Source organism: Nocardia sp. NPDC041819 (genome assembly GCF_055590505.1).
On record NZ_JBVJAP010000003.1, the window covers coordinates 550,806 to 572,537 of the forward strand.

Here is a 21,732-nt window from a genome sequence, read left to right on the forward strand (position 1 = left end):
GCGTCCGGCGCGGGCGAACCCGCGCACCGGAACGGTCGATCCCGTTTCCGACCGCGCCGTGGCGGTGTCCTGCCTGGTCGCACCAGTCGCCGCGCGCTGCGCGCCGCTCGGTTCGGACACCGCGGGACCGCTCACTTCCGGAGGATCAGATCGAGCGCCTCGGCGCGCGAGGCGGCGTTGGACTGCAGCAGTCCGCGCACGGCGGAGGTGGTCGTACTCGCACCCGGCTTGCGGATGCCGCGCATCGCCATGCACAGGTGCTCGGCCTCGATCACCACGATCGCACCGCGCGGGTCCAGCTTGCGCATCACCGCGTCGGCGATCTGGCTGGTCAGCCGCTCCTGCACTTGCGGGCGCTTGGCGTACAGGTCGACCAGCCGGGCGAGTTTGGACAAGCCGGTGACCCGGCCGTGCGGGCCGGGGATGTAGCCGACGTGGGCGACGCCGTGGAAGGACACGAGATGGTGCTCGCAGGTGGAGTACATCGGGATGTCCCTGACCAGCACGAGTTCCTGATGACCCTCGTCGAACGTGGTGTTGAGCACCGAATCCGGTTCCACGTAGAGCCCGGCGAAGGTCTCCCGGTAGGCGCGCGCGACCCGGGCGGGCGTCTCGAGCAGGCCGGGCCGATCCGGGTCCTCGCCGACGGCGAGCAGCAATTCCCGTACCGCGGCTTCGGCCCGCGCCTGATCGAATGATCTGCCCGTTTCCAATGCGACGGGGCCGGGCTCCGTCACGCCGATGTCGACACCGTTGTGTTCAGCACTGTCCGGTTCGGCGAGGATGTAACCACCGCCATGCTCGTTCGCCGACAATCGAGGACACCTCCAAACTCCCGGGGCGCCGGCAATTTCTCGGCACCCCCACGATGGACGAGCCTAATCGTCACCGCTCAGTGACGACCGTTCGGTCCATCCCAATCGCCGTTGTCGCCCTCACCGTTCGGATTGGTCCGGCGCGGCTCGTCGTAGCCGCCGCGATCGCCGTACCCGTCCCGGTCGTAGCCACCTTCGGGCCCGCCCTGCGGACCCCATTGCTGGTAGCCGTGCCGCGGCTGCTGTGGCTCGCCCCAGCCCGGCTGACCCGGCTGCGGCTCGTCCCGCGGCGGCCAACCCGGAGCCGACCATCCCGCCGGAGCGCCGTAGTCCGGCCGCGAACCGTGCGTACCCTGGCGCGGATACGCCGGAGCGGGCGCCTGGGGCAGCGGGTAACCACCCGATGCGGGCGGGCGGCCGTATTGCGGCGGAGCGCCGTAACCGCTCTCGTGCGGCGGGTATCCGTTGGCGGGCTGCGGCTCGCGCTGAGCGGACGCGGCCACCGGCTCCGCGACCGGCTCCGGCGGCCAGGACTCGCCGCGCTCGGCGGCCAGCTCGCCCGGGGTCTTCACCGGCGGCTTGTCCGAAGGGACGCGGTCGCCGAAATCGTTGAACGCGGTGATGCGCGGGCGCTTCTGCACCGACGTGAGGATCTGCTCGAGATCCTTGCGGTGCAGGGTCTCCCGTTCCAGCAGCGCGGTGGCCAGATCGTCGAGCACGTCGCGGTACTCGTTCAGGATCGCCCACGCCTCGGTGTGCGCGGCCTCGATCAGGTTGCGCACCTCCTCGTCGATCGCGCCCGCCACCTCGTGCGAGTAGTCCGAACCCATGCCCATCGAGCGGCCGAGGAACGGATCGCCCTGCTCTTGGCCGTAACGGACGGCGCCGAGCCGAGCACTCATGCCGTACTCGGTGACCATCGCGCGGGCGATCTTGGTGGCCTGGTCGATATCGGAGGACGCGCCGGTGGTCGGCTCGTGGAACACCAGTTCCTCGGCCGCGCGGCCGCCCATCGCCATCACCAGGCGGGCGATCATCTCCGAGCGGGTCATCAGGCCCTTGTCGTCCTCGGGCACCGTCATGGCATGGCCGCCGGTGCGGCCGCGGGCCAGAATGGTGACCTTGTAGACCGGCTCGATGTCCGGCATCGCCCAAGCGGCCAGGGTGTGGCCGCCCTCGTGGTAGGCGGTGATCTTCTTCTCGTGCTCGCTGATGATCCGGCTCTTGCGCCGCGGACCGCCGATCACGCGATCGACCGACTCCTCCAGCGATTCGCCGGTGATCATCGCGCCGTTCTCGCGGGCGGTGAGCAGGGCGGCCTCGTTGATCACATTGGCCAGGTCGGCGCCGGACATGCCGACGGTGCGCTTGGCCAGGCCGTCCAGGTCGGCGTCCGGGGAGATCGGCTTGCCCTGCGAGTGCACCCGCAGGATCGCGCGGCGACCGGCGAGGTCGGGGTTGCCCACCGGGATCTGCCGGTCGAACCGGCCGGGACGCAGCAGTGCCGGGTCGAGGATGTCGGGCCGGTTGGTCGCGGCGATCAGGATGATGCCGGTGCGGTCGCCGAAGCCGTCCATCTCGACCAGCAGCTGGTTGAGGGTCTGCTCGCGTTCGTCGTGACCGCCGCCGAGGCCAGCGCCGCGCTGGCGGCCGACCGCGTCGATCTCGTCGACGAAGATGATGCAGGGGCTGTTCTGCTTGGCCTGCTCGAACAGGTCGCGCACCCGGGAGGCGCCGACGCCGACGAACATCTCCACGAAGTCCGAACCGGAAATGGTGAAGAACGGCACACCGGCCTCGCCCGCGACGGCGCGAGCCAGCAAGGTCTTGCCGGTGCCGGGCGGGCCGTAGAGCAGGACGCCCTTGGGGATCTTGGCGCCGAGGGCCTGGTAACGGACCGGATTCTGCAGGAAGTCTTTGATCTCGTAGAGTTCCTCGACCGCCTCGTCGGCTCCGGCCACGTCGGCGAACGTGGTCTTGGGCATGTCCTTGGACAGCTGTTTGGCCTTCGACTTGCCGAAGCCCATCATGCCGCCGCGCCCGCCGCCCTGCATGCGGGCCATCACGAAGATGAACAGGCCGAGCAGGATGACCATCGGCAGCACGAACAGCAGGATCTGGGTGAACCAGCTCTCCTGCTTGACCACCGTGTTGTACGGGGCGCCGGAGTTCTTCACGGCTGAGAAGACCTGGGCGGAGGTCTCGCTGCCGCCCGGATACTTCGCGATGATCTTGTTCTGCCCGCCGGTGGCGTCGTTGCCGTCCTTCAGCTCGATGCGCAGCTGCTGCTCGCGATCATCGATCTGAATGTTCTGGACGTTGCTCTTGTTCTCGAGCTGGCTGAGGGCAACCGAGGTATCGACGCTCTTCCAGCCCCGCGTGTCGTTGCCGAAATAGCTGAACGCATAGATCACGAGCAGAATGCCCGAGACTATGGCCAGGGTGCGAAACACTGTCTTGCGGTTCATAGAGCGTCGGCCGGGGCGGCCAGTCCTTTCCGGTGTCTCCGGTTCTTGCCTAGCGATGCATCTGGCGCGTCCGGTTCCGCGGGGTTCGGATGCGGACAAGCCACGTTACCGCGTACGGTCTACTCGATACATCGCACAGTTCGGCTGCAGGTGCAGTTAACGAGGTAAACGGCCGGGGAACGACGGTGGTTCCCGATGTCTCCGGTCCGGCTTCCTCCAAGTGGCAACAATCATGGCATGTTCGGCCTATCGTGAGCGACGACACAACATCGCGGCGCGAGCGACGGGCACGTAGGCGGTAGCTCGCAAACCACGAAGGCCCCGGGAGCGCCGCAGACCAGACACGAGCGCAGGGGGTATGGACATAGTCGAGTTACGGACACCCACAGCGATACTGCGTCACGGCGACGGCAGGCTGATCGTCCTGCGACCCGGGTCCGACGGCGAGCGCGTGCTCGATGTCCCGGTCTCCGACCTGCTGAAGGTCCGGCTGAACCGGCGCGCGGACGACGCGGTCGTCATCGAGATCTATCTGCGCTACCCGACGCCTGTGCTCACCGGCGTGCCCGCGGACCGCACCCCGCTGCCGGTCCTGATCGCCGAACACGATGTTCCGGCGGCCACCGAGATCGTCGACCGGCTCAATACGCAGATCATGGCCACCCAGCGCATCGACGTCGCGGCGCCGGATCTGTGCCCGCCCGCGCCCACCTGGGGCCGCGGCGGTCCCATCCGCGCTGACGTGGAGCGGGCGACGCGCAGGATGTCCCCCCGCCGCGACGCGAAGCAGGCGATAGCGGCTCTGCATCGTTACGTGACGCCGGACGAGTACGTCCTGGAGACCGCGATCGCGGTCGCGCACCCGCCCGCGGGCAGCGGTTCCGGCCTGCTCGCCGCGACCACGGCGCGGCTGCTGTTCATCGCCATCGGCGACGGCCGTTACGCGCACGAACTCCCGATTCCGGTGGTCGTGTGGGCCCGGGTCACCGACACCCCGGCCGCGGGCCGCGGCGAGATCGGTCCCGGACGCGGCGCGACCGGCATCGAGGTGCACGACGGCAGCCGGACGCTGCAGTTCTCGGGCACCGACCGCGCCGACACCGATCGGGTCACCTGCGCGGTGAACTTCGCGGTGCGCCGGGAGTCCGCCGACGGCGCCGCGGGCTCCGCCGATCCCGGGGTGGCCCAGTTGTACTCGGAGTGGGAACTACTGGTCGAGCGGCACTCCCTCGGCATGGTCGACGACGCCCAGTTCCAGCGCTACGGCCGCGGCATCCTGCGCTCACTCCCCGACGGGAACTGAGTTCAGCGCGATCCGCCGCCACGGGCTGGTCGGGCGCAGCCACAGTCGCAGCAACTCCTTGCGGCGGTCGACGCCGCCGTTCTTCAGCTCCGCCAAGTCCTCACAGGCCTGCCAATAGGTCCAGCCGGTGAGATAGGCGTCGCCGAACTGACGCCAGTTGCGGTACTTGCTCTGCGCCAGCGGCAGGGCGCGCGCCAGATAACTCCAGGCCACGTCGGCATCGAGGTACCCGGCCGTGTAGGCCATCCTGGCCACCGCGACCACCCGGGCCAGATCCCAGGCGTGGATGTCGCTGGGCAGCGGTCGCGCCAGATGGTCGGTGAATCCGATCTTGATCGCCTGCGACCAGATGTCGTAGTCGCGGACCAGCGCCTCCGGATTGTCCATCCCCCGAAACGCGCCGACCTGCCGCAGGAACGCCCGATGCCGGTCGGCGCGCTCACCGAACCGATCGCGCTCGCTGGCGTTGATCGAGGCCGTCACCAGCGGGTGCACCAGCGCGTAGAGCGGGGCGTGCATGCCGTCGAGCAACTGCTCCATCGACGCCTGCGCCTCGGTGCCGTCGGTGATGCCCCACGCGCCGGTGAGCGTGTCGATGGCCAGCTCGCGCCGATCGCCGAGCGGATGCGCCCGTTCCGGGCCGAGCAGCAGCGCGTCGTGGAACGCGTCCCAGCGCGCCGAGTAGAAGGCGCCGAGGGCCAACGCCCGCAATTCGTCGTCGGATACCGCGGCGCCGGACCAATGGTCTTCCTCCCGCTCGTCCAGCTCCGCGTACGGAAAGGTCGTCAAGGTGGGTACACCGCGCGAAGACATGCCCCGATTGTTCCCCATCCCGCGCGGCCGACGCGCGGTATTCGCGGACGGCGCCGATCTCGCCGCCGCGGACCCGGGGGCGTCCAGCGGGCGAACCGATTTCGGCCTCGGTGACTTCTTGCCCTGACGCGTGTCGTGATCTGGGGCTACTGTGCTCGCATGTGTAGAAACATCACCGTCCTGCGTGGTCTGGAACCTGCCGCAACCGAGCAGGAAATCTATGCCGCCGCACTGCAGTACGTGCGCAAGGTCGGTGGCGTGTCCGGCCTGAGCTCGACCACCAAAGCGGCCGTCGACAAGGCCGTCGCGGCCATCGCAGAGGCGACCACCACCTTGCTCGCCGAGTTACCCGACCGGAGGGTGGCGCCGCCCACCGAGCCACCGCTGCGCCGCATCGCCGCTCGCGAAGCCGTGGGCGACTAGCCGGCGGTTCAGGGCAGGGCGTCCGTACCGTAGACGGCGACGCACACCAGCGCGATCTCCAGCGGCAGGCCACGCTCTTCGATCGGATATCCCAGTAGTTGTTCGATCCGCTGCACGCGGTAGCGGACCGTGTTCTTGTGCACACCGAGTACTTTCGCGGTGGCCTCCGGGCTGCGTTGGCTGCGCAGATAGGCGTGCAGCGTCTCGCGCAGCCGCGCGGCGTGCGCGTCCCGCCCGGCCAGTGCGCCGAGTTCCCGCTCGACCAGCCCGCGCATGGCCGCTTCGTCCGCGCCGGCGAGATAGGCGATCTCCACCGTTCGATAGCCCGTGACCCGAGGGCCGCCCGCGGGCGCGCGCTCGGCGACCTGCCGCGCGGCGACCGCCTCACGATGACTGCGGCGGAAGCCCGCGATCCCCCCGGCGAGCACGCCGAACGCCACCCGCACCGGCGCCTCGACCTGCACCGCGGCCAGCCGCTCCACTTCGCCCGGCGTCGCTAGTTCGGCACCGTGTTCTCCGTCGTCCGTACCCGCCCACGCCCACATCGCGCTGGCGCCGGACGCAACGGTGAGCACCCGCGCGCTGCCCAGTGCCGCGGCAAGCCGCGCCGCGACCCGATCCAGCAGCCCGGTCGCCTCCGCGTCCGCACCGGTGGCCTCGCCGGTCGGCTCGTCGGTCCACAGCACGAAGGCCAGGTGCCGCTGCGACAGGCGGTATCCCAGCCGCACCGACGCTTGCTCGACGTCCACGTCGTCGCCGTCGAGCAGGGCGCGCACCGTCTCGGCGCGCCGGTTGAGCGCGGCGCGCAAGACCTGCTCGCGCTCCTCCATGTAGGTGTCGGTGAGCAACTCGACCGAGGTGCTGATCCACTTCGTGGCCCGCTCGAACAGCCGCAGCAGCACCACGCGCTCGAGTTCCGGCGTGGCCTGCCGCTGCTCGACGACCTCGGTCATGTAGTCCAGCACCGCCTCCATGCCCACGTGATAGACCCGCAGCAGCAGCCGCAGCTCGAAGCCGCGCCGGGCCACGCTGCGCGCGAACGCGTGCGCCTCCTCCGGCAGCGAGAACTCGAAGGCGTCGCTGGCCAGGCGGCTGAGCACGATCCTGGCGTGCGCCCGGGTGCTGGCCGCGAGGTCGCGGCGCATATCGCGATCGGCGAGTTCGGGGATGCGCGCGATGATCACGTCGTCGAGCCGGGTGACGATCCGCTCCAGCACTTCCGCGCGTGTCGTCTCGTAGACGTATTCGGCCAGCCAGTCGCGCACTTCGTCGGGAGCCGGGCTCGGCCGGACCGCGCCGCCCCGCGGCGGACCACCGGTCATCGCGCCCTCCTTCGACTTGGCGGATACTTCGCAGTCTTTGTACCAAGAAAACAAATTTGCCTATTTTCCTTGACAATTCGGGCCAAGAAACTTGGTTCGGATTGTGTCACGATCATAGTTCAGTGGCCTGCCTCACAGCAGTTAGCAGACCGCGGTTCAACACGACGTCAGTGGGAGAACAGCAGTGACCAACACCGAACCAGCGCCCGCGACCGAGGCGCAGGCACGCGAAACGACCGCGAAGAAGGACGGTCCCGCCGTCATCGAGGTGCGCAATCCCGGCACGGGCGAGGTCGTCGGCACGGTGCCGGACCAGACCGCGGACGCGGTCGCGGCCAAGGTCCGCGAACTGCGGCTGTATCAGCCGGAATGGGAGGCGATCGGCCCCGAAGGACGCAAGGTCTGGCTGCTGAAGTTCCAGGACTGGTTGATCGACAACACCGACCGGCTGGCCACCGTACTGCAGTCGGAAACCGCGAAGCCCCGGGTGGACGCCCTGATCGACCCCGGTTTCGCGACCGATCTGATCGGCTACTACGCCCGCCGCGCGGCGAAGTTCCTGGCCGACGATCACCCCTCGCCGCACAGCCCGCTGGCCCGCGTCAAGCGGCTGACCACGGTCTACCGGCCCTATCCGGTGGTCGGCGTCATCACACCGTGGAATTTCCCGTTGGCCATGCCGGTAATGGACGTCTTCCCCGCGCTCGCCGCCGGGGCGGCCGTCATCCTCAAGCCCTCCGAGGTGACCCCGCTCTCGGCGCTCGAACTGGCCAAGGGCTGGGCCGAGATCGGCGCGCCGCCGGTCTTCGCGGTGGTCACCGGCGCGGGCGCGACCGGAGCGGCCGTGGTCGGCAACGCCGACTACATCCAGTTCACCGGCTCCACCGCGACCGGCCGCAAGATCGCCGCCGCCTGCGTGGAACGGATGGTGCCCTACAGCCTGGAACTGGGCGGCAAGGACCCGGCCATCGTCTTGGCCGACGCCGACCTCGAGCGCGCCGCGCACGGCATCGCCTTCGGCGGCATGTTCAACTCCGGCCAGGTCTGCATCTCGGTGGAGCGGGTGTACGTCGAGGAACCGGTGTACGACGAGTTCGTCGCCAAGCTCACCGCCAACGTCAAGGCACTGCGCCAGGGCCTTGACGGGCGCGATTCCAAATACGACGTGGGAGCGCTGGCCAACGAGAACCAGGCGGCGATCGTGCAACGCCACGTCGAGGAGGCCGTCGCGGCGGGCGCCAAGGTCCTCACCGGCGGCAAGCGGGCCGGATTCGGCACCGCCTTCGAGCCGACGGTGCTGGTGGACGTCGATCACTCGATGTCCTGCGTCACCGAGGAGACCTTCGGCCCGACGCTGCCGGTGATGAAGGTGGCCGACGAGTCCGAGGCGGTGCGGCTGGCCAACGACTCCATCTACGGCCTCTCGGCGTCGGTGTGGACCGGCGACAAGGAGCGGGGCGAGCGGATCGCCCGGCAACTCAACGCCGGCGCGGTCAACATCAACGACGTCTTCGCCAACCTGTTCAGCTATGCCCTGCCGATGGGCGGCTGGGGCCTGTCCGGTGTCGGCGCCCGCTGGGGCGGTGCGAACGGTGTGCGCAAGTACTGCCGTCAGCAGGCGATCACCACGCCGATCCTGCCGACCCAGCAGAAGGAACTGTTCTGGTACCCGTACTCGATGCCGAAGCTGCTGTTCGCACTCGGCGCGATGCGTGCGGCGGGTGCGCGCGGCCTGCGACGCCTCGACCTTCCGGCCCTGCTGAAGCTGAAGGGAGACGACAAGTGACCGACGCGCAGCAGATCCGCGGCAAGGTCGTCGTCATCACCGGTGGCGCCCGCGGCATCGGACTCGCCACCGCGACCGCGCTGCAAGCCCTCGGCGCGCAGATCGCGATCGGCGACATCGACGAGACCACGGTCAAGGAGTCGGGCACGGCACGCGGCTTCGAGCTCTACGGCAGGCTCGATGTGACCGATCAGGATTCGTTCGATGGGTTCCTGGACGAGGTGGAGCGCACCCTCGGCCCGATCGACGTGCTGATCAACAACGCGGGCATCATGCCGACCGGCAAGCTGGTGGACGAGCCGGATCCGCTGACCAGGCGCATCCTGGACATCAACGTCTACGGCGTGATCCTGGGCTCGAAACTGGCGCTGCGCCGGATGCTGGCGCGCGGCAGCGGGCACATCATCAACATCGCCTCGCTGGCCGGTGAGGCCCACATCCCGGGTCTGGCCACCTACAACGCCAGCAAGCACGCGGTGCTGGGGTTCACCGACACGCTGCGGGAGGAGTACCGCGGCACCGGCGTGCGCTTCTCCTCGGTGCTGCCCACGCTGACCAACACCGAATTGGGCTCCGGCGTCACCGCGCCCAAGCTGATGCGCGCCGCCGAACCGGAGGAGATCGCCGACGCCGTCGCGAAGCTGATCGTCGCACCGAAGTCGAAGGTCAGGGTGACCGCGGTGGCAGGGTTCATCTCCCAGTTCGTCGGGCTGCTGCCGGAAGCCCTCGGGGACGGCATCGGCCGGGCGCTCGGGTCCGGCCGCGCCTTCCTCGCCGATGTCGACGCGGACAAGCGCAAGGCCTATGAGGAGCGCGCCCGCGGGGTGTGAAACACAGCGCTGAGCCGTGGCGCCGCGGCCGGGATTCGTCTCGGTCGCGGCGCCTCGCTTTGTACAGCGGACGCACAGCGAGCGCCGTTCACCCACCGTCATGTGAGGAAAATCACGCGAGGTCTCGATTACATCGACCAGCCGGTCAGGGGCAAATTCTCAGCCGGTGATCGGCGCCCGCAGGGATGTCCACAATCCGCCATCGCCCCTCCGGGAAGGACCTCATTCGTGCTGGTCAACTGCCCAACTATGCCGGCAGGAGGGCAACAGCTGCACGCATGCCGAGAATTCGCCAACCGGTTGATGCGCAACACCATCACAGGCAATATGCTGTCCCTAACAAACCTGCCGACTGTTTCGGCACCCGTATCCGAACTTTTCGGCCTGATAAGCCTGGAAATTCCGGACTGATTCTGATAGCAAGGGGCTATGGACCCGCATTTGCGCGACCTGCGGTATTTCGTCGCCGTCGCTGAGGAACTGCACTTCACCAACGCCGCTCAGCGGCTGCACATCGCTCAACCCACCCTGTCGCGTCAGATCCGTCAGCTGGAACGTCAGCTCGACGTGGTCCTGTTCGACCGCAACCAGCGCAGTGTCGCACTGACCGTCGCGGGCAAGGAACTGCTCGAAGGCGCCCGCAAGATCCTGGAGCTGTGGGAGGTCACCAACGTCTCGCTACAGGAGGCGGGCGAGGTGTTGCGCGTCGGCATCCAATCCGCGCTGGGTCGCGGCCTGCTCAGCGATCTGGAGAGCGCGAGCGGGCATCGCCTCGCACTGCACGCCGCTTCATGGACCGACCCCTCCAGCGGGCTCGCCGGGCGCCAGGCCGACCTCGCTCTGGTCTGGCTGCCGCTGCCGGACCAGAGCCGCTATCGCTGGCAGGTGCTGCGCACCGAACCGCGGTGGGTACTGCTTCCGGAGAACCACCCGCTGGCCGTCTCGGAGACCATCGAGTTCGCCGATCTGCTCGACGAACCGTTCGTCGCGCTGCCCACCGAAGCCGGCGCGGTACGCGATTTCTGGCTCGGCAACGACGGACGCGCCGGACGTCCGCCGAAGATCGGCGCCGAGGCCGCGACCGCCGAGGACAAGCTGGAGGCCGTGAGCCTCGGCCTCGGCGTGTGCCTGCTCGCCGAGAACAACGTGCCGATGTACCGCTGGCCGGGGCTGACCGCGCGTCCCGTGTCGGGGCTCGCACCGTGCGAGCTGGCCGTGGCGTGGCGGGCCGACGACATCCGGCCGACCATCCTCGAGTTCGCAGGCCGGGCCGTCGAGGGCGGATTCGCCGCGCAGCAATCGCCGGTCAGCGTCTGAATCGGCCCGCCGTGGTTGCGGGCGCCGTGCGCTGCCACGGATAGTGGGCCTCCAATTGCGCGGCCAGCCGTAGCAGGGTTGATTCGCTGCCTGGCGGCCCAGCGAGCTGGGCCGCCACCGGCGTACCCGACCGGGGATGCTCGCCCATGGGGATGGATGCGGCCGGCCAGCCGACCAGATTCCACAGCGGAGTGAAGGGGGCGAACCGCGCGCCCGCGAGCAGCGTGGCCGGCCGATTGCGGAAGTGCCAGGCCCGCACCGGGGGCGGCGGGGCGGCGAGCGTGGGAGTGATCACCACGTCGTAATGCTCGAAGAACTCCAGTAGTCGCGCCTCGACCCGGTCGATCTGGGCGGGCCGCGCGAGCCGTAACCGATGCACCGTCCGGCCCAGCGCCAGTCGATGCCGGGCTGTCCGGGATAGCTGGTCGGGCTCGGGTAACGCGGGAGCATCGCGTGCACCGAGGGCCAGCCAGCGTAGGGATGCCGCGAACAGCGCGTTTCCGTACGGTAGCGCGGTCGGTTCGACGAGATGGCCCGCCGCCGCGGCCAGCGAGGCCGCTCTGCGGGCCGCGGCCGTCCAGTGCCGGTCGACGCGCGTCAGGCGAGAAGGTGGATCCACGGCCAGTCCGATCCGTAGTCGGGCGGGTGGATCCACCTCGGCTAGGTCCGGCCGCGCCGCCAGCACCGACAGCGCCAACGCGGCGTCGTCCACGCTCGTGGCGAGGACACCGCTTTCGACCAATCCGGACCAGGCGCCCGCACCGGGGACGGTGTACTGCCCGGGCTTGATCCCGAAGACGCCACAGCACGCGGCGGCGACCCGCACCGCGCCCAAGCCGTCGCAGCCGTGTGCCACCGGGACCAGCCCGGCCGCGACGGCGGCGCCTGCCGCGCTTCCCGCGTTGCGTGCGGGGTTCCACGGATTGCGGACAACCGGTTCCGTGCCCGCGCTGGTCACCCATCGGCTCAGCTCGGGCGCCGTCACGAGGCCCACGACCACCGCGCCCGCGGCGCGCAGCCTGGCCACCACCGGATGATCCGCGGCGGCTGCCGGGCCCCACGGCACCGGCTCGCCCGCGATCGGGAGGCCGTGTTCGACCGCGACCGGGACACCGGCCAGCGGTAGGACGTCGAGGTCGTCGCGGTCCATCAGACCGACCGACTCGGCCATCGCCTGTTCGGCCCGGACAACGCTGAACGCGGTGTGTTCGCGGTCCGCCGCCGAGATCCGGGTCCCGGCGTCCGCGGCCACCTGGCCGGGGTGCAGCAGGCCGTCTCGCACGCACGCCGCGATCGTCGCGGCCGGACCGCGTTCGAGACCGGCCTCGGCTTCCCGAGCGCTCTGCGGCCGTACGCCCGCGCCGGCGCCGAGCGGCCGGATAAGGACCGGTTCGCTGGTCTTCGCATTCGAAATGGTTGTTCGCGGCGCGGCGCGTCCCGCCGATATCGAGCCGTCCGCCACGATTGCGGCCTCGTCAGACATGTGCTGGTCATCCCCCGTCGCGTCGTTGTCGAAATCGGGTGATCCACTGTCGTGCCGCAAGTTATCATTTCGAATACGGCACGGGGGATGATGGTGTGGGGTGTGGCGGAAATTTCCGGCCATCCGACAACGACCGATGCGGATTCCGCGGCGTCCGCCGAGCCACAAGGTCCGAGCATGAGTGTGAACTCTGGAAGAAGTTCCGATCCCGACACAGGTGTTTCCACCCGTCCGAGGGGTGGCGAGTTATCGCATGCCGAATCCGACGCGGTAGCGGCGTTCTCGGCGGCATGGAAATCGACCCGGCGCCCGCCGACGATCGCCGATTACCTGCCCGACGCCACTACGTTGCGGCGCGAGGCATTGCTCGAGCTGATCCGCGTCGACTTGCGCCATCGCTGGTTGCGTCGCCCGGTGACGGCCACGAGCACCGTGCCGGAACCGGCCACGCGGCTGCGTTTGGCCGATTACTGCGCCGAATTTCCCGAACTCGCGTCCGACGATATTCCGGCCGGTCTGGTGTACGAGGAGTTCGTCATCCGCCGCCAGAGCGGCGAGCGAGTGGATCCGCGCGAATGCCTGCGCGAATATCCGCAGCAGGCGGAGCAACTGCGCGAGTTGTTGAACACCGACGACATCGATCAGAGCACCCGCCGCGCGACTTCGGAGGATTCTTCCCGGACCGTGCTGGCGCATACCGGGTCGGTCCTCGCCGACACCGCATTGAACCGAACCGCCGAGTCCGCTCGTGATTCCGAGATGACCAGAACGACCGCCGCCGATCTGACGGGCACGGCCACCGCCGCGCCGACGACGATCGGGACCGGGCCGGGCCGCGCCGACCCGCTCGACCGCATCGAGATCGGCCAGCGCATCGACGACTTCGATCTGCTGACCGGCCTGGGCAGCGGCGCGTTCGCCCGGGTCTTCCTGGCCCGGCAGCGCTCGCTGCAACGGCTGGTCGCGGTCAAGATCTCCTTGGACCACGGCACCGAGCCGCAGACGCTGGCCCAGCTCGACCACGACTACATCGTGCGGGTCTTCGACCAGCGGCTGCTCGACGACGCCGAGGGCGCCGCACGCCGACTGCGTCTGCTCTACATGCAGTTCCTCCCCGGTGGCACGCTGCTCGGGGTGTTGCGCTGGGTGCGCGCCACCCCGCCCGCCGAGCGCAGCGGCCGGTTGCTGCTGGACGCCGTGGACGCTGCCATGGAGGAGAAGGGCGAGATCCGGCCGACCGATTCCAGCGTGCGCGCCGAGATCGCGAAGCTGAGCTGGCCGGAGACGGTGGCCTGGCTGGGTCGCAGGCTGGCCGAGGCGCTGGACTACGCCTCCTCGCACGGCGTGCTGCACCGCGACGTGAAACCGGCCAACGTCCTGCTCACCGCCGAGGGCGTGCCGAAGCTGGCCGACTTCAACATCAGCTTCAGCCGCAACGTGGAGGGCACCAGCCCGGTGGCCTACTTCGGCGGCTCACTGGCCTACATGTCGCCGGAACAGCTGGAGGCCTGCCATCCCAGCTTCGGCCGCAGCGCCGCCGACCTGGACACCCGTGCCGACATCTATTCGCTGGGCGTGGTGCTGTGGGAGTTGCTCACCGGCGCGAAGCCGTTCGACGACCGGACGGCGGGCGTGGGCAACCAAGGCGACGACACCGCACTGGAGGCCATGCTGGAGCGGCGCAGCGCCGGCGTGAACGAGGCCGCGTTGGCGCGGGTCCCGGCCGACTGCCCCGCCGCCTTGTGCCGCGTACTGCGGACCTGTCTCGCCCCGGACCGGGACGACCGCTGGTCCAGTGGCACCATCCTGGCCAGGCAGCTGGAGATGTGCCAGGACGCCCGCGCCCGCGAGCTGGTCGACCCAGCGCCGAACAGCTGGCGGCGGCGGCTGCGCCCGCACATCGTCCCGGTGTCGCTGGCGGCCATGGCGCTGCCGAACGTGCTCGCCTCGCTCTACAACATCCAGCACAACCAACACCTGATCATCAGCCGGATGACCGAGGAAGCCCAGCAGACCTTCCTCGTCATCACCGGCGCCGTGAACGCGATCTTCTTCCCGACCGGCATCGCGCTCGTGCTGTACATGGCGAGATACGTGCTGACGGTGCCGCGCGGCCTGCGCAAGGGGCGACGATACGACCCGGAAACCCTGCGGCGTGCCAGACGCGACGCGCTGCTGATGGGCGACCGGGCCGTGGCCGTGGCCTTCTCGCTGTGGGTGCTGGCCGGACCGGTCTTCCTGATCGCGCTGCAAGTGTCGACCGGAGGGATACCGACGCGCTCTGTGGTGCACTTCTTCTCGTCACTGGTGGTGTGCGGTGCGATGGCGGTCGCGTATCCCTTCTTCCTGCTGACCTTCTACATGGTGCGGTGCGTCTATCCGCTGTTCCTCCGGCACGGGGACATCAGCCCCGAGGACGCGGTGTGGCTGCGCGGCCTGGACCGGCGCTGCAACGGCTACCTCGCGGTGGCCGCCTCGGTGCCGCTGCTCGCGGTCGCCGGGGTGACCTTCCTGCCCCCGTCCGACATCCCGTCGGTCATCTTCGCGGTCCGGCTGCTGTGCGTGGGCGGCATAATCGCGTTCGTGGGGACCTATCTGATCTTCCGTGCGCTGGAAGCGGATCTGCGGGCGCTGGAGCGGGTGGTCGATCCCGAATCCGCCGAAACCGAAACGGGGCCCGCCGAGGGCAGGGCCGCCCGAGCGAAAATGATCGCCGCGGAGACCACCACGTGAGCTTGCCCCACACCCATGCCGTCGCCCGGTTCTCCGCCGACTGGCAGCGCAGCATCCACGGCGATCGGTTGCCACCGCAGATCCGCGACTACGTACCCGACGGCACACAGGTTCGCTTGGCGGTGCTCGTCGACCTGATCCGGGTGGATCTGCGGCGGCGCTGGGAACAGGAGGGGCTCGGCAAACGGATCGCGGAGTACCGCGAGGAATTCCCTGAAATGGCGGACAGCCCGGAGCTGGTCGATCTGCTGTGCGAAGAATTCCTGGCGCGCCGTGAACTCGGATCGCTGCCGCTGGAGGACTTCCTCGCCGAATATCCGGAACTCGCCGGCGCGATCCGCGAACGTCTCGCCGATTTCGCCGACGACGCGGGGACGGACGCCGAGTCGAGCGAAGCCGTCGCCGCGCTGGCCGACCTCGCGCCCGGTCTGCGGATCGACGACTTCGACCTGATCACCGATCTGGGCGCCGGGCTGCTGGGCCGAGTCTTCCTCGCCAGGCAGCGTTCCATGCAGCGGCTGGTCGCCGTCCGGTTCTCGGCGGGCCGGGCGGGCGCCCCGCGCACGATGGCCCAGCTCGACCATGCCCACATCGTGCGCGTCTTCGACCAGCGGGTGCTCAGCGCCGACGCCGCGCGCACGCTGACGGTCGCCGGTGCGCCGGCGAACGGCGGCCACACCACCGCAGGCACAGCCGACGCGGATGCGACTCTCGCCGCGCCACGGCCCGCCCGCCGACTCCCGCTCGCGGATTCGGACGCCACGGTCGCAGCGCCACCGGGCCACCCCGGCGACGACGCGACGGTCGCGCAGCCCGGCGCCCGGCGAGCCGATGCAGCTCCCATCCGACAGTCCCCCACGGACGACGCGACAATCGCCCAGCCAAGCGCTCCTCATGCCCGCCGTTCCGATGCGGCGCTCACCCAACTGCCCACCGCAGACGACGCCACAATCGCCCAGCCCCACCCCCAGCCGGCTGACCCGACACACAGCCAACGATCCGGCACGAACGACGCGACGATCGCCGCGGCGGCCGATGCGTTCACCGCGCGAGAAGACAGTGACGACACCACAGTCGCCGGTACTCGCCGCCCACGCCGCGACGGTGCGCGGATCTCCGAGCACGCTGCCGGGCGACCCCCCGGTTCCGGTAAGGGCAACGCGGTTCTCGCCGCTCCGGACGCGACGGGGGTCGACCGATCGATCGATCCGGACGCGACCATCGCGGGCCCGCCGGCCCACGCAAGCTCCGCGCCCGGCCGACCGCGGTTCGTACCGGACGCCCTCGCGACCGTCCCCCCGCGCCTGGTCTACATGCAGTACCTCCCGGGCGGCACGGCGGTCGGTCTCCTCGAGCAACGTCGTCGCGGCTCGGTGACCGAGGGCGGCGCACTGCTGCTGCGCGCGCTGGACACCGCCATGGAGGCCAAGGGCGAGATCCGGCCGTCGGATTCCAGCGTTCGTGCCGAGATCGCCCGCTTGACCTGGCCGGAGACCGTGGCGTGGGTGGGCAGGCGGTTGGCCGATGCCCTGGACTACGCCGAGCACCACGGCGTGCTGCACCACGACATCAAACCGGCGAACGTGCTGTTCACCGCGGAGGGCATCCCGAAGCTGGCCGACTTCGCTCTCGGCGAGGCGGCCCGCGCTTCGGCGCCGCCCGGTCCCGGCGCGACCGGCGCCCTGGCCTACCGCTCCCCGGAGCAGCTGGCCGCTTACCTCGATCCCGCCGCGCCCGCACCCGACAACGGCAGCGACGTGTACTCCCTCGGCGTGCTGCTGTGGGAGATGCTCACGGGCACTGTTCCGTTCGACGATCCGCCGCCCACCGAGGACGGCACCGCCACCGAGACGTACGCGGCGATGCTCGCGGTGCGCCGCCGCGGCGTCTCGGCGGAGGCGCTCGCGCGCCTGCCGGAAGACACCCCCGCCGCGCTGCGCCGCGTGCTGCTGGATTGCCTGCACGCCGAGCCGGAACGCCGCTGGCGCGGCGGTGCGGAACTCGCGGGCCAGCTCGACCTGTGCCTGGACGCCCGCGCTCGCGACCTGGTCGATCCCCCGCCCGACAGCCTCGCCCACCGAGCCCGCGCATGGCTGCTCCCGGTCGCGGCGCTGTGCGTAGGCGTGCCGAACGTGCTGGCCAGCTTCTACAACATCCGGCTGAACCAGAGCCTGATCATCGACCGGATGTCGGCCGCGGACCAGGAGAAGTTCGCGGCGGTCGGATTGATCAACAATCTTGTCGCGTTCCCGGTCGCCGCGCTGCTGCTGCTGTTCATGACCCGGCGGCCGCTCACCATCGCGTACCGCCTCGGCCGCGGCTCCGGGTATTCCGCGCGCACGCTCGCGAAAGCGCGCCGCGACACCTTGCTGATGGGCGACTGGGCGGTGTGGATACCCTTCGGCTTCTGGCTGGTCGCGGGCATCATCTGGCCGCTGGGACTGGCTTCCTCCGGCGTCGCGCTGCCGCGCGGCACCTTCCTGCACTTCTTCGCGGCGCAAGTGGTGTGCGCGGCGATAGCGCTGGCCTATCCGTTCTTTCCGATCATGGTCTACGCGGTGCGCTCGATCTATCCACAACTTCTGGTGCGCGGCGGTATCGGTCGCGACGACGAACGTCAGCTGCGCGCGCTGGCCAGGCGCGGCAGTCTCTATCTCGGTGCGGCGGCGTCGGTTCCGCTGCTGGGGGTGGCGAGCGCGACCTTCGTCGAGGCCACCGACCTGGAACTGGTGATCGTTCCGGTGCGCGTGCTGAGTGTGGGTGGCATCCTGGCATTCGTGCTGACCTATCGACTCTTCCGGCTCCTCGAAGCGGATCTGCTCGCGCTGGCCAGGGCGATCCCGCAGCGTCCGCGATGACCACACCGCGTCCGCTCGGGCAGCTGGTGAGCCTCTCGCACGTCCACGATCCGGTCACCACCCCGCTGTACCCGGGCGATCCGGAATTCCGCGCCGACGTGGTAGCCACGATCGCGGACGACGGCTACCACCTGCGCTATATCCAGCAGGGCGAACACACCGGAACCCATTGGGGCGCACCGGTTCATTTCCGTGCCGACGGCCTGGCCGCGCACGAACTGGAACTGGACGATCTGCTGTTGCCCGCGGTGCGGATCGATGTCCGGCAACGCTGCGCGAACGATCGCGACTACGCGATAACGGTCGACGATCTGACGCGGTGGGAAGCCGAACACGGCCGGATTCCGGACAGCGCGGCAATAATCGCCTGGACCGGCTGGGACGCCAAGTGGGGTACGCCGGAATTCGTCGGCACGGGTGAATCCGCCGGTCGGCAACCAGGTTTCGCGGTAGAGGCGGTGGAATGGTTGCTGCGCGGCGGCAGGCTCGGCCGCCGTGGCGCGCTCGGCATCGACACGTTCGGCCCCGACGTGGGCGCCGACGAGACGTACGCGGTGTCCAAGCTGCTCTACGGCGAGCACCGGATCAGCTTGGAATGCTTGGCGAACTTGGCCGCGCTGCCCGCGACCGGGGCGTGGGTGCTGGTCGGCGGACCGCTTTACCGCGGCGGTTCCGGTTCTCCGGCAACGATCTTCGGCATCCTGCCCGGCTGAGTCTCAGCCGCCGTAGACCTTCGGGTCCAAGGTGCCGATGTAGGGCAGGTCGCGGTAGCGCTCCGCGTAGTCGAGGCCGTAGCCCACGACGAACTCGTTCGGGATGTCGAAGCCGACGTGCGCGACCTCCACGGGCGTGCGTAGCGCGTCGGGCTTGCGTAGCAGGGTGACCACCTCGAGCGACGCCGGATTGCGGGTGGACAGGTTGCGCTTGAGCCAGGACAGCGTGAGCCCGGAGTCGATGATGTCCTCGACGATCAGGACGTTGCGGCCCGCGATGTCCTTGTCCAGGTCCTTCATGATGCGCACCACGCCGGAGGACGAGGTCGACGACCCGTAGGACGAGACGGCCATGAACTCCATCTGGGTCGGGATCGGCAGGGCCTTGGCCAGGTCGGTCATGAAGAAGATGGCGCCCTTGAGCACACCCACCAGCAGCAGATCGCCCTCGGGAGCATCGGGCGGATACCGCTTGGCGATGAGTTCGGCCAGCTCCTGGGTCTTGGCGGCGATCTGTTCCTCGGTGATCAGCACCGACGCGATGTCGTCCCCGTACACGTCAGCCGGATTCCCTTCCGTGGTGGTGAGCCCGTTGGGCCGGTTGGGTCTGCTTCATCGGTCCGATGCCATCCTCGCCCAGCCGCAGTGTCAGCCTGCCATGTTCACGCCCGGCGACCAACCTGCGATCCGGCCGTCCTCCGCCGACCGCCACGCCGCCCTGCCCGCGCCAAGCCGTAACCAGTTCGTCGACTGCCTGTAAATGCTTGGTGGTCAGGGCTTTCGCTCCGCCGTCGAGCAGCCATGCCCGAATTGCCCGTTTACGAAGGGCTGCGGGCGCAGTGGCGAGGGTCTCGATCACCAGCGCCCGCCCATCACTCGCGGTGTGCCGCAGTTCGGCGGCGAGCGCGTCGAGGACGGCGCCGTCCTCCCGCAACTGCTCGGCCGTGCGTGCCAGCGCGGGGGCCACCCCGCCGCCGAGAATCCGCTCCAGCAGCGGCAACGCCTCGGTACGCAGCCGGACCCTGGTGAACTCCGGCGCCGCGTTGTGCGGATCGTCGTGCGGCGTCACGCCCAGGTCGGCGCACATCTGCCGGCTGGTCTCCCGGCGCACGCCGAGCAACGGCCGCCCCCACGGCTCGGCGCAGGCGGCCATCCCTTGGATCGAGCGGCCGCCCGAGCCTCGCGCGAGCCCGAGCAGCACCGTTTCGGCCTGGTCGTCGAGGGTGTGCCCGAGCAGCACCGGCAGGTCCGCGCGCGCCGAGTCCAGCGCGGCATAGCGGGCCCTGCGGGCGGCGGCTTCCACACCGCCCTCGGTGCCGACCTCGACCGTGAGCACGCGGGCGGACCGGCAGCCCATGGCCATGGCTTGTGCCGCCGCCGTGGCGGCGACGGTCCCGGAACCGGGTTGTAAGCGATGATCGACCACCAGAGCGTCGACCGCGTTCGTCTCGACCACCGCCGCCGCGGTGAGTGCCAGCGAATCCGCGCCACCGGACAAAGCCACCGCGACTGCCTGTTCTTCGGTCTCGCGCGGCCCGTAAACGCTCAGCCAGTCGCGGACCGCCCTGCGGACGGCGAGCACGGCCGCGGTCTCGGGCAGCCGGCGGGGGGTGCCCGCAGCGGGCGCTCGCCCGGGACCGGATGACCCCGTCTCCGACCCGAAGGGCCCGGGTGTGGTTGCTGGCGCACGCCCCATGGGCGCAGCCTACCGGCCGACCGCGACCGGCGATTCATCGCAGTGGCCCTGCTCGCTCAGGCCAGCACGCGCTCGATCCAGCGCTGCGGATGCTCGATCTCGTCGGTGCGCGGCAGCGTGTCGGCATCGGTCCACACCGTGTTGAACCGCGCCATCCCGACGGTGCCGACCACCTCGTCGACGAACTTCTTGCCGCGCACGTATTGGGCGACCTTCGCGTCCACGCCGAGCAGGGCGCGCAGGAGGCGTTGCACCGGGTTGGTCGGACGCCTGCGCCGCTGGTCGAACGCGGTGCGGATCTGCTCGACCGACGGGACCACCGCCGGGCCGACCGCGTCCATGACGTGGTCGGCGTGCCCTTCCAGCAGGGTGCCGAGCATGAGCAGCCGGTCCAGCGCCTCACGCTGCGGCGGCGCCTGGGTGGCGCGCAGCAGGCCGACCACACCGCGCGCGGCCGGGTCGTCGGAGGCGGCCCCGCGCCGACGGTCGCGCACCTCGTCGACCAGCCGGGACAGCATCTCGCTCACCGGCTCGTCGGCGACCTCGCCGAGAACCTCGACGTTGGCGCGCATGTAGTCCCCGAGCCAGGGCGCGGAGGAGAACTGCACCCGGTGGGTGACCTCGTGCAGGCAGACCCAGAGCCGGAAGTCGCTCGGCGACACCCCGAGGGCTCGTTCGACGGCCACGATGTTCGGCGCGACCAGCAGCAAGGTGCCGTCCGACCCTGTGAACGGGTCGTATTGACCGAGAATCGCCGTGGACAGGAAGGCGAGCATCGCGCCCGCCTGCACACCGGCGGTTTTGCCCGCGAGGAGTTTGCGGTCCGGCCCTGCCGCACCGGACCCGGTGAGCTGGGCCATCGAGTCGGCGGCCGCCGTGATCCACCCCGGCCGGTCGACGATCCTGGCCGCCGGGACCGGCCGGTCGTCCAGCAGTCCGCTGACCTCACGTACCGGCGCCTCTGCCCGCACCGAGGAATCGGCGAGTTCGGCGACCACCTGTTCGGCGGAGTAGCGCGAGGTGCGCGGACCAGCCGGAACCAGAGCGGAGCCGGTTTTCGCGGCCAAGCGCCAATCGACCACGCCGGACAGACCCGAGCGGGCCTTTCGCCGCTCGACCCGATCGGCGGAGCCGAATTCAGCTGCCTCGGAACCTTGCTGGGTCATGATCAA

Annotated in this window: 17 protein-coding genes; 9 read left to right on the plus strand and 8 right to left on the minus strand. The window is 69.8% G+C overall.

Translation table 11 applies throughout. The annotated features are described in order from the left end of the window. Positions 1–131: 131 nt before the first annotated feature. Together folE and ftsH are read right to left on the minus strand one after the other, a co-directional pair. A complete protein-coding gene (gene folE, locus ACZ6DL_RS14315; RefSeq protein WP_357043799.1) occupies positions 132–743 on the minus strand; it encodes a GTP cyclohydrolase I FolE in 612 nt (203 codons plus the stop codon). Positions 744–892: 149 nt separating this feature from the next. After that, a complete protein-coding gene (ftsH, locus tag ACZ6DL_RS14320) occupies positions 893–3,283 on the minus strand; it encodes an ATP-dependent zinc metalloprotease FtsH (RefSeq protein WP_466051194.1) in 2,391 nt (796 codons plus the stop codon). 358 nt (positions 3,284–3,641) lie between these two features. On the opposite strand from ftsH, the gene ACZ6DL_RS14325 reads away from it, so the two are divergent. Beyond that, complete coding sequence (locus tag ACZ6DL_RS14325) at positions 3,642–4,586, plus strand: hypothetical protein (RefSeq protein ID WP_466051196.1); 945 nt, start codon at positions 3,642–3,644, stop codon at positions 4,584–4,586. Here ACZ6DL_RS14325 and ACZ6DL_RS14330 read toward each other — a convergent pair. Next, entirely contained in the window at positions 4,566–5,399 is an 834-nt protein-coding gene (locus tag ACZ6DL_RS14330) for a DUF1266 domain-containing protein (protein ID WP_040864663.1), read from the minus strand. The two genes, ACZ6DL_RS14325 and ACZ6DL_RS14330, sit on opposite strands and share 21 nt — an antisense overlap. Positions 5,400–5,558: 159 nt before the next feature. On the opposite strand from ACZ6DL_RS14330, the gene ACZ6DL_RS14335 reads away from it, so the two are divergent. Then, positions 5,559–5,822, plus strand: coding sequence for a DUF2277 domain-containing protein (locus ACZ6DL_RS14335; protein ID WP_040864529.1), 264 nt, complete (start codon positions 5,559–5,561; stop codon positions 5,820–5,822). An 8-nt stretch (positions 5,823–5,830) separates the two neighbouring features. On the opposite strand, the gene ACZ6DL_RS14340 is transcribed toward ACZ6DL_RS14335, so the two are convergent. Then, positions 5,831–7,144, minus strand: coding sequence for a PucR family transcriptional regulator (locus ACZ6DL_RS14340; protein WP_466051198.1), 1,314 nt, complete (start codon positions 7,142–7,144; stop codon positions 5,831–5,833). A gap of 184 nt (positions 7,145–7,328) precedes the next feature. On the opposite strand from ACZ6DL_RS14340, the gene ACZ6DL_RS14345 reads away from it, so the two are divergent. The 4 genes from ACZ6DL_RS14345 to ACZ6DL_RS14360 all read left to right on the plus strand — a co-directional run bounded on the left by ACZ6DL_RS14345 (position 7,329) and on the right by ACZ6DL_RS14360 (position 11,077). Continuing rightward, positions 7,329–8,930: an aldehyde dehydrogenase family protein gene (locus ACZ6DL_RS14345; protein ID WP_466051200.1), complete on the plus strand. Its 1,602-nt coding sequence runs from the start codon at positions 7,329–7,331 to the stop codon at positions 8,928–8,930. Beyond that, the gene (locus ACZ6DL_RS14350; protein WP_466051202.1) at positions 8,927–9,760 is read left to right on the plus strand and encodes an SDR family oxidoreductase; all 834 of its coding nucleotides are present in this window, start codon (positions 8,927–8,929) and stop codon (positions 9,758–9,760) included. The genes ACZ6DL_RS14345 and ACZ6DL_RS14350 overlap by 4 nt, the downstream gene beginning before the upstream one ends. 228 nt (positions 9,761–9,988) lie before the next feature. Beyond that, entirely contained in the window at positions 9,989–10,171 is a 183-nt protein-coding gene (locus ACZ6DL_RS14355) for a hypothetical protein (RefSeq protein ID WP_466051204.1), read from the plus strand. Positions 10,172–10,189: 18 nt separating this feature from the next. Continuing rightward, positions 10,190–11,077 carry a LysR family transcriptional regulator gene (locus tag ACZ6DL_RS14360; RefSeq protein WP_466051206.1) on the plus strand — a complete coding sequence of 296 codons (888 nt, stop codon included), beginning with the start codon at positions 10,190–10,192 and terminating at the stop codon, positions 11,075–11,077. Here ACZ6DL_RS14360 and ACZ6DL_RS14365 read toward each other — a convergent pair. After that, positions 11,067–12,560: an amidase family protein gene (locus ACZ6DL_RS14365; protein WP_466051208.1), complete on the minus strand. Its 1,494-nt coding sequence runs from the start codon at positions 12,558–12,560 to the stop codon at positions 11,067–11,069. The two genes, ACZ6DL_RS14360 and ACZ6DL_RS14365, sit on opposite strands and share 11 nt — an antisense overlap. A gap of 177 nt (positions 12,561–12,737) precedes the next feature. On the opposite strand from ACZ6DL_RS14365, the gene ACZ6DL_RS14370 reads away from it, so the two are divergent. From ACZ6DL_RS14370 to ACZ6DL_RS14380, 3 genes are read left to right on the plus strand one after another with little or no spacing between them, the layout of a single operon-like run. Continuing rightward, positions 12,738–15,293 (plus strand): serine/threonine-protein kinase, encoded by a 2,556-nt coding sequence (locus tag ACZ6DL_RS14370; protein WP_466051210.1) that lies wholly within the window; start codon positions 12,738–12,740, stop codon positions 15,291–15,293. Next, positions 15,290–18,151, plus strand: coding sequence for a serine/threonine-protein kinase (locus tag ACZ6DL_RS14375; protein WP_466051212.1), 2,862 nt, complete (start codon positions 15,290–15,292; stop codon positions 18,149–18,151). The genes ACZ6DL_RS14370 and ACZ6DL_RS14375 overlap by 4 nt, the downstream gene beginning before the upstream one ends. After that, entirely contained in the window at positions 18,148–18,864 is a 717-nt protein-coding gene (locus tag ACZ6DL_RS14380) for a cyclase family protein (RefSeq protein WP_466051214.1), read from the plus strand. Before ACZ6DL_RS14375 ends, ACZ6DL_RS14380 begins: the two co-directional genes overlap by 4 nt. A 3-nt stretch (positions 18,865–18,867) precedes the next feature. Here the strand turns inward: ACZ6DL_RS14380 and hpt are convergent, their stop codons facing one another. Genes hpt through ACZ6DL_RS14395 form a run of 3 tightly spaced genes read right to left on the minus strand, consistent with a single transcriptional unit; the run spans position 18,868 to position 21,726 of the window. Beyond that, positions 18,868–19,422 carry a hypoxanthine phosphoribosyltransferase gene (gene hpt / locus ACZ6DL_RS14385; RefSeq protein ID WP_040864524.1) on the minus strand — a complete coding sequence of 185 codons (555 nt, stop codon included), beginning with the start codon at positions 19,420–19,422 and terminating at the stop codon, positions 18,868–18,870. Position 19,423: 1 nt separating this feature from the next. Further along, positions 19,424–20,560 (minus strand): tRNA lysidine(34) synthetase TilS, encoded by a 1,137-nt coding sequence (gene tilS / locus ACZ6DL_RS14390; protein WP_466051216.1) that lies wholly within the window; start codon positions 20,558–20,560, stop codon positions 19,424–19,426. 56 nt (positions 20,561–20,616) lie between these two features. After that, a complete protein-coding gene (locus ACZ6DL_RS14395; RefSeq protein ID WP_466051218.1) occupies positions 20,617–21,726 on the minus strand; it encodes a zinc-dependent metalloprotease in 1,110 nt (369 codons plus the stop codon). Positions 21,727–21,732: the final 6 nt, after the last annotated feature.